Source organism: Streptomyces scabichelini (genome assembly GCF_011045015.1).
GTDB lineage: Bacteria > Actinomycetota > Actinomycetes > Streptomycetales > Streptomycetaceae > Streptomyces > Streptomyces scabichelini.
In genome coordinates this window covers 1-7,060 of the sequence record NZ_JAAKZY010000345.1, presented here as the reverse complement: position 1 = coordinate 7,060, position 7,060 = coordinate 1, and the positions used below count along the sequence as shown (strand labels likewise).

The following is a 7,060-nucleotide window of genomic DNA, read 5'->3' as shown; positions in this document are numbered from 1 at the left end:
GGTGGTGGGGGTGTGGGTTGGGCAGGTGCTGCCTTGGCTTGAGCGAGGGCATCAGGCGCCGCCACAGCAGTAGCCAGCCCTGTCGGCAGTGCGAGCGCGGAGCTCAAACAGGAGGCCCCAACAATGCAGGAGATCCGTCGCCGGGCGGATTTGGGCATCATGACTCCAAGCGGGATGTGATGGGGTGCTTTCCCTTGCGGACTCAGCCCTTGAGGCGGTCCAAGGCCACCGGAGATCCATTGCTCAACGGCGCTTAGGTGTCACTCCACCCACTATTGGCCCCCTCACTGCATCGTGCAACTCGGACACCATTGAAGGTGAGCAAGGGGCCATGTCACGGCCCACAGAGCCGAACTTGAAGTGCAGACAGAGAAGTTGAGCCAGCAGCTTCAGGAGATGCGCGCGACGAGTTGGAGGAACTCACTCCCGCTCACGACCACGGCTTGCGGCGCAGGCCGTAACGTCCGCATTCCCGGCGGCAGTTGATAGTTCATGCCCTTGGCCAACTGCGCCAGGCGCAGAGGGCTCCGGTCTCTGAAAGTGCCGGCTTCAGACGCTTCCCGCATCCTGATGTCGTGTATGCCACGCACAGGGAATCGGTCGCTCTGTCGATCGTGGTTCCCATCTTCAACGAAGAGGAGGCCCTGCCTGTTCTGGCGGCGCGGCTCCGACCGGTACTGGACGGGTGCGGCCAGCCATACGAAGTCCTCGCCGTCGATGACGGCTCGGCCGACGGGACTCCTCGTCTGCTCGACGATCTCCGCACCGCCTGGCCCCAGCTGCGCATCGTGACCCTACGGCGAAACAGCGGCCACCAAGCCGCTCTCACCGCCGGACTGCACCGTGCCCGCGGCGCCTATGTGATCAGTATCGACGCGGATCTCCAGGACCCGCCGGAACTCATTCCCGAAATGCTCGCCATGGCCCGGGCCGACGGTCTGGACGTCGTCTATGCCGTCCGTATCGACCGCTCCGCCGACACCGGGTTCAAACGACGAACAGCCGCCGCCTACTACTGGCTCATGCGCCGCCTGGCAGGCTCCTTCGTCCCCGCTGAGGCCGGGGACTTCCGCCTTCTCTCCCGCCCTGTCGTGGAAACCCTCAAAACCCTCCCCGACCGGCAGCAGACCTATCGTCTGCTCATCCCCTGGCTCGGCTTCCCCGGCGGCCAGATCACCTACCAGCGCGAACAGCGAGTGGCCGGCACCACCAAATACCCCTTGCACAGAATGCTCCTCTTGGCATTTGACAGCATCACCAGCTTCTCGGCGACCCCGCTGCGCCTGGCCACGGCGCTCGGCGCCTTCAGTTTCTTCGTCTGCCTCGCATTCCTTGTCTGGACTCTTATCGTCTACGCCACGGGAAACACCCTGCCCGGCTGGACATCCTTGATCATCACCGTGCTGTTCTTCGGCGCCGTTCAGCTGTTCTGCTTGGGAATGCTCGGCGAGTACGTGGCCCGTATCTACACTGCCGCCCAAGCCCGGCCCGCCTATTTCGTCGCCCGCGACACGGACGAGGAAAAGCAGTAGAGATGGCCGGTTACACCAGCACCCCGGCGAAGAACATAGCCCCCAAAAAAGCGTACTGAATCGAGCAAACAGCCAACAGTGACACCTGAATCCATCGGGGCATACGCCTGACCAGTACGAGACCGACAAACATCTGCGCATGATTGCGATACCAGGAAATTTTCGCGCCGGCGAAGAACGGCAGCATGAAGATCGCCACCGTCAGGATCAAGGCGGCCCATTCCTCGACCTCGAGCCGAGACTTCCGAATGAGTCGAAACGCGGCCGTCATCAATATGAGCAGTATGAAAGCGATATTCAGCCAGAGCTGGGGCCTGTGCGCGGCGAGACTGTGCTCCACCAGCCACGACGGGTGCCCTTCCAGCCTGTACCCGTCACTGAACGCAACATTGTAGGCCTGCCTCATCTCGTCGAAGGGTTGACGTAGATCGCCTTGCCCGTACCCGGATTTCTGCATGGTCTCGTACGCGTCCCAGCGGCCGGTGCCCTGCCACATGAGCCACTTGGCCCAGAGCACGCCACAGCCGGCGAGAACCGCCGCCATCCCGGCCTTCGCGAACCGTACCGGCCACCCGTCCTTTTGCCATGCGAAGAACGCACTCAGCAGGAGCATGCCGACAGCGACAGCGCCGACAAAATGGCAGGAGGCCGCCACGAAACCACCGGCGGCAGCAATTCCCCAGGAGCCCCTCTTCAGTCCGGCGACACAGACGAGCAGCGCCAGCGTTCCGATGGCGATCGGGAACATTGCGTGGAAGTAGATACCGCCCGGGAATACCGCACCGATGGCGAGGGTGAGTCCCGTGGCCCAGGTGAGCCGGGCGCCGAGCAACCACCACAGCACCGCGAACATGCCGAGCAGAGACAGTTCAGTGACGACAACAGCGGATATCTCGTGGGAAAGTCCGGTGGCGGAAAACGCCCGGACCGACATGGGGTATCCGGGGAACCAGGCCACATTTCCGCACATGAGGTCGGGAAAGTTCGCGTAGCGTTCCCGACACCAAAACATCTCGTAGCCGGTCTTGGCTATGGAGAGGTAGTGTTCAGAATCCCAGCGACGGCGACCGTTCGTGGACCAATAAGCCACTTTTGATCCATCGTCGGCGACCGATGCTTTCGCGACCAGCCAGGCGATGAGGTTCGTGGTCAGCCATGCGACGACGGGCGGCAGCAGGCCATGACGCCAATCGCGGCGCATCGGCCGGGTGAGTTGCACGAGTGCGGAATCAAGCATCCGGCATCATCCCGATCATCGGCTGACCGCCGGCACGCACACGAGGAATTCGATCATCTCCAGCTCCGCGATCGTTTCGTCGGTGGGCTCGTCGCGGACCCGGCTCCTGGCCTCGCGCGGATGGTGGATCCACGTTCCGCCATACGGTCAGGCCGGGCAGACGGGCAGGCGGGCAACCTGGCAGCCCGCATCCCGGGCACAGCCGGCGGCAGAGCCACGCCTGGCTGCGGGCCTGTCGAAACCACCGGTACGGGGCCGTACTTCGCGATCAGTTTGACGAACGCCTCGCGGGACTGCATCCGGAGGAGCCTCGCCGTGGGCCACCACGCCGTGGCGGCGTGTCCCAGCACCCCAAGAACAGCACCCCAAGAACACGACGAAACCCCCGAACCCGTAGGTTCGAGGGTTTCCGATGTCCTGAGACATCACAGTGTGCATCGTGTGCACTCGGCAGGATTCGAACCTGCAACCTTCTGATCCGTAGTCAGATGCTCTATCCGTTAAGCTACGAGTGCTTGTGTGTTCTGTTGTGTTGGCTCTGCCCGGCGGGCTTTTGGGACCGGTCGGCGTTGCGGGAACAACATTACATGACTGGTGGCGTGAGGCGAAATCCGTTTACCGGACCCTGCATGACCTGCGGAAACGACCTTGGAAGGGTCGATGAACGGCCGAAGCCCCGGTCACTCGTGACCAGGGCTTCGGGATCATGAAGCGGAGGCGGAGGGATTTGAACCCTCGATGGGATTGAAGTCCCAAACCGCATTAGCAGTGCGGCGCCATAGACCGGACTAGGCGACGCCTCCAGCACAGCCGCCCGCGCGAGCGCGAGTGGTGCGTGCAGATGATGACACAGCCTAGCGGGGTGTCACCAATCGCCCCCCACGGTACTAGGCAGAAAGGGCGGAGGGCAAAGGCGTAACGCGGCGCAACGTCACGGGACGGGCAGCGTTAAAGGGGTGGGGCCTGGGCCCCGGACCAGGGATCCCGACGAAGCCACCCGCAGTCACCCGCAGTCACCCGCATTCCGCCCCCATCCCGTGGAGCCGCCATGTTCCGCCGTCTCGCTCTCACCGCAGCCGCGTCCGCCGCCGCGTCCTTCGTCGTGGTGGCCACGGCGCCCCCGGCCGCGTACGCCGAATCGCTTCCTCACATGCCGCCGCCGACCGCCGACACCGACCGGCTCACCGTGACGGTCAGCGGCGCGGGCGACGGCATGGACGGGACGTACGAGCTGCGATGTCATCCGGCGGGCGGCAGCCATCCCGACGCCGGAGCCGCCTGCGAGCAGTTGGACAAGAGGACGAGCTGGGGTGAGGACCTGTTCGCGCCCGCCCGGCCCGGCGGGATGTGCACGATGCAGTACGGCGGTCCGGCCACCGCGCGCGTCACGGGGACGTGGGCCGGACGGCCCGTCGACGCGACGTACGAGCGCCGTGACGGGTGTGAGATCGCGCGGTGGAACGCCATGGTGCCCGTGCTTCCGAAGCTCGGTTCCTGAGTGACGCAGGCGCTGCTCAGGAGGCGCGGCGGAGGGGTAGGTCACAGGTTCTGCGTGTCTTCTGCGTCTTCTCTGCTTCTCTTCTGCGTGCGACCTCCCTCTCATCCGGCGTCGCGAGCGCAACCACTGCCCGTAGACTCCCTCGCGTGACACGTCGCGGACCGGTTGGCAAGATGGCCTCCGCGGTCGGCTAGATGCGGTAACAGGGAGGAAGCGTCTCGTGAGCAGCAGGCCATCCCGAGGCGCTGCTCGCCTCGCAGCCATACTCGACGCGCTTCCCGATGCCTTGGTGCTGGTCAACGCCAATGGGACCGTCGTCAACGCCAACACCATCGCCCTGGAGACCTTCGAGGCCCCGGGCACGGCTCTGGTGGGCCGGGGACTGCTCGATCTGCTGCCCGAGTTCGACTCCCGGCTGATCCCCGGGTCCATGCGCCGGCCCGAAAGCATCGACCCGCGCGGGCAGACCAAGCCGCGGCGGATGATGGCCCGCCGCACCGACAGCAGCGAGTTCCCGGTCGAGGTCACGAGCGCGAATCTCGAGAACGGGCAGCAGGCGTACGACGGTTACGGCTACACCAGCGACGAGCTGCTGATGCTCGTCGTACGCGACCTCTCCGGCACCGTCGACACCGAGGCCGAGCTCGCGCGTTCGCAGCGGCAGACGGAAATGATCCTGCGGGCCGCCTCCGAGGGTGTCGTCGGGACCGATACGGAGGGGCGGGTCGTTCTCGTCAATCCGGCCGCCGCGCAGATTCTCGGCTTCCGGGCCAGTGATCTGGGCGGGCAGGAGCTGCATCCGCTGATGCTGCACTCGCGCGCCGACGGCACACCCTTCCCGTACGAGGAGTCACCGCTCGCCGACACGCTGCGCTCGGGGCGCAAGCACCGTGTGCGCGGGCAGGTCGTGTGGTCCAAGAGCGGCGACAAGGTGCCCGTCGACCTGACGACCGCGCCCGTACGGGACGGCGACCAGCTCGTCGGCGCCGTGATGACCTTCACCGACCGGCGGCCGTACGACGCGCTCGCCGAGGAGAAGGACGCGGCGGACGGGCGGCATCAGGAGGAGCTCGCGCGTACCGCCGAGGAGCACGCCGCTGAGCTGACCTCGCTGCGGGAGCAGCACGGCAGGGAATTCGCCGAGCTGCGGGAGGCGCACGAGGAGGAGCTGGCCGCGGGCGACGACCGGTACGCGGCGCTCGCCGAGCGGGAGAAGGACCGGTACGAGGCGCTGGCCGGGCGGCACGAACAGCTGCTCGCCGTGCTCGGGCAGTCCCTGCGCGGCCCGCTCGACCAGCTGCGCGGCGAACTGTCCGCCCTCGCCGCCGACGACGCCGGACAGCTGTGGCCCGAGGCCAACCAGGTGCTGCACCACCTCGCGGCCGGCTACTCGCGGATCACCACGCTCATCGACAACGTGCTCGGCTACCAGCGGCTCGACGCCGGAGCCGAGGACGTCGCCCGCACGAAGGTCATGCTCGACGCGGTCGTCGCCGCCGGCGTCGACGGGGCCGTCGAGCTGATCGGACCCGGGCGGGTGCAGTTCGCCGTGCACGCGCCGCCCATCGAGGCCGAGGTCGACCCGCAGCGGCTCGCCACCGCGCTCGCGCACCTCGTCGCGGACGTCGCGGGCGTCGACTCGACGGGCAACGCGCCGGTCTCCGCCGGCGGCTACATGGACAACACGGTCGTCGTGGCGGCGGCCCAGCGCGGTGAGGTCGTACGGATCGAGGTGCGCGGGCCGTACACCGGGGGAGACCCGGTGCACGAGCCGATCGTGCGCGGGATCGTGCGCGCGCACGGCGGAGTGCTGCAGACGCATGAGGTGCCGGGGATGAGCGGCAGTGCGTTCGTGCTCGAGGTGCCTATCGGGGGTGGGGCCGGGGCGGTTTCGGCTCAGGCACCGGATCAGGCTCCGGCTCCGGCTCTTGGTACGGACGCGGGTTCGGGTGCGTCGACGGCCGGTGCGCCCGGTTCCGCGGTGGCACTGCCTGAGCAGGCCTCGCCGCAGGGTGGTGGCGGGCGGCGACGGGCTCGGCGGGCTTCGGTGGACGCCTTCCTGGAGAGCCCGGTCGGGCCCTCGACGGAGACGGGGGCGGAGACGGAGACGGGGGCGGCCGCGCCCACCGGGCGGCGGCGCAGGCGGGCCGCGGGGGATGAGTCACAGGTTCCGCAGGTGCCCGTTCCGGCGCAGGGGACCGGTCCCGGTCCCGGGGCCGAGGGGTCCGGTGGGACCGGGCGGCGGCGTGGGCGGCCGAGTCCCGCGGAAGGTGGCGGCGGGGTCGCCGAGGGTGCGGTCGTGACCGCGGCCGAGCATGCCGCGGGGGCCGCTGCCACCGGGCTCGGGCCGACGGTGCCTCCGCAGGGCGTGCCCGCGCCCGAGGGGCAGCGTGCACGACAGCTCGGCGGCGAGCGACAGGCCCTGCCGGCGGCGCTGCCCGCGGGTCCTGGCAACGCCGGTGGTGACGGGGCTCAGCCGACCGGGCGGCGCCGGCGTGCGCTGGCCGCGGCGGCCGAGCGCGCGGCCGCACAGGAAGCCGGGCCGCGTTCTGTGTTCGCCCTGCCGCCTGCGGAGGCGGACCGCGGCCCCGAGTACGCCGCTCAGCCCGACGCCCACGGCCACGGCCATGGCCATGGCCATGGCCATGGCCATGGCCAGACGGGTCACGGTCAGACCGACGACGGTCGCCACGATGCGGCCCTGCACGACCCGGCCGAGGATCACACTCCGCCACAGCCACATCCGGTGTCGGCGCCCACCGGGCGGCGGCGGGCTCGGCGTGGGGTCGGGGC

4 protein-coding genes and 2 tRNA genes are annotated in these 7,060 nt (G+C 68.2%); 3 read left to right on the top strand and 3 right to left on the bottom strand.

Annotated elements, in window-relative coordinates; genetic code table 11:
* Positions 1 to 575: 575 nt before the first annotated feature.
* Positions 576 to 1,532 carry a glycosyltransferase gene (locus tag G5C60_RS48580; RefSeq protein ID WP_165270366.1) on the top strand — a complete coding sequence of 319 codons (957 nt, stop codon included), beginning with the start codon at positions 576 to 578 and terminating at the stop codon, positions 1,530 to 1,532.
* Positions 1,533 to 1,542: 10 nt separating this feature from the next.
* Here G5C60_RS48580 and G5C60_RS48575 read toward each other — a convergent pair whose 3' ends face one another.
* The 3 genes from G5C60_RS48575 to G5C60_RS48565 all read right to left on the bottom strand — a co-directional run bounded on the left by G5C60_RS48575 (position 1,543) and on the right by G5C60_RS48565 (position 3,572).
* Positions 1,543 to 2,769 carry a hypothetical protein gene (locus tag G5C60_RS48575; RefSeq protein WP_165270364.1) on the bottom strand — a complete coding sequence of 409 codons (1,227 nt, stop codon included), beginning with the start codon at positions 2,767 to 2,769 and terminating at the stop codon, positions 1,543 to 1,545.
* Between the two features lie 442 nt (positions 2,770 to 3,211).
* Positions 3,212 to 3,284, bottom strand: a tRNA-Arg gene (locus G5C60_RS48570).
* Between the two features lie 197 nt (positions 3,285 to 3,481).
* Positions 3,482 to 3,572, bottom strand: a tRNA-Ser gene (locus tag G5C60_RS48565).
* A gap of 245 nt (positions 3,573 to 3,817) precedes the next feature.
* Here G5C60_RS48565 and G5C60_RS48560 point away from each other — a divergent pair.
* Together G5C60_RS48560 and G5C60_RS48555 are read left to right on the top strand one after the other, a co-directional pair.
* Positions 3,818 to 4,267: an SSI family serine proteinase inhibitor gene (locus G5C60_RS48560; protein ID WP_165270362.1), complete on the top strand. Its 450-nt coding sequence runs from the start codon at positions 3,818 to 3,820 to the stop codon at positions 4,265 to 4,267.
* Between the two features lie 220 nt (positions 4,268 to 4,487).
* A partial coding sequence (locus tag G5C60_RS48555; protein ID WP_165270360.1) for a PAS domain-containing protein occupies positions 4,488 to 7,060 on the top strand: 2,573 nt, incomplete at its 3' end.

Bases quoted from the DNA above. Each gene is read 5' to 3' on its own strand.
- G5C60_RS48575 (WP_165270364.1), bottom strand. From the start codon at position 2,769: ATGCTTGATTCCGCACTCGTGCAACTCACCCGGCCGATGCGCCGCGAT.
- G5C60_RS48560 (WP_165270362.1), top strand. From the start codon at position 3,818: ATGTTCCGCCGTCTCGCTCTCACCGCAGCCGCGTCCGCCGCCGCGTCC.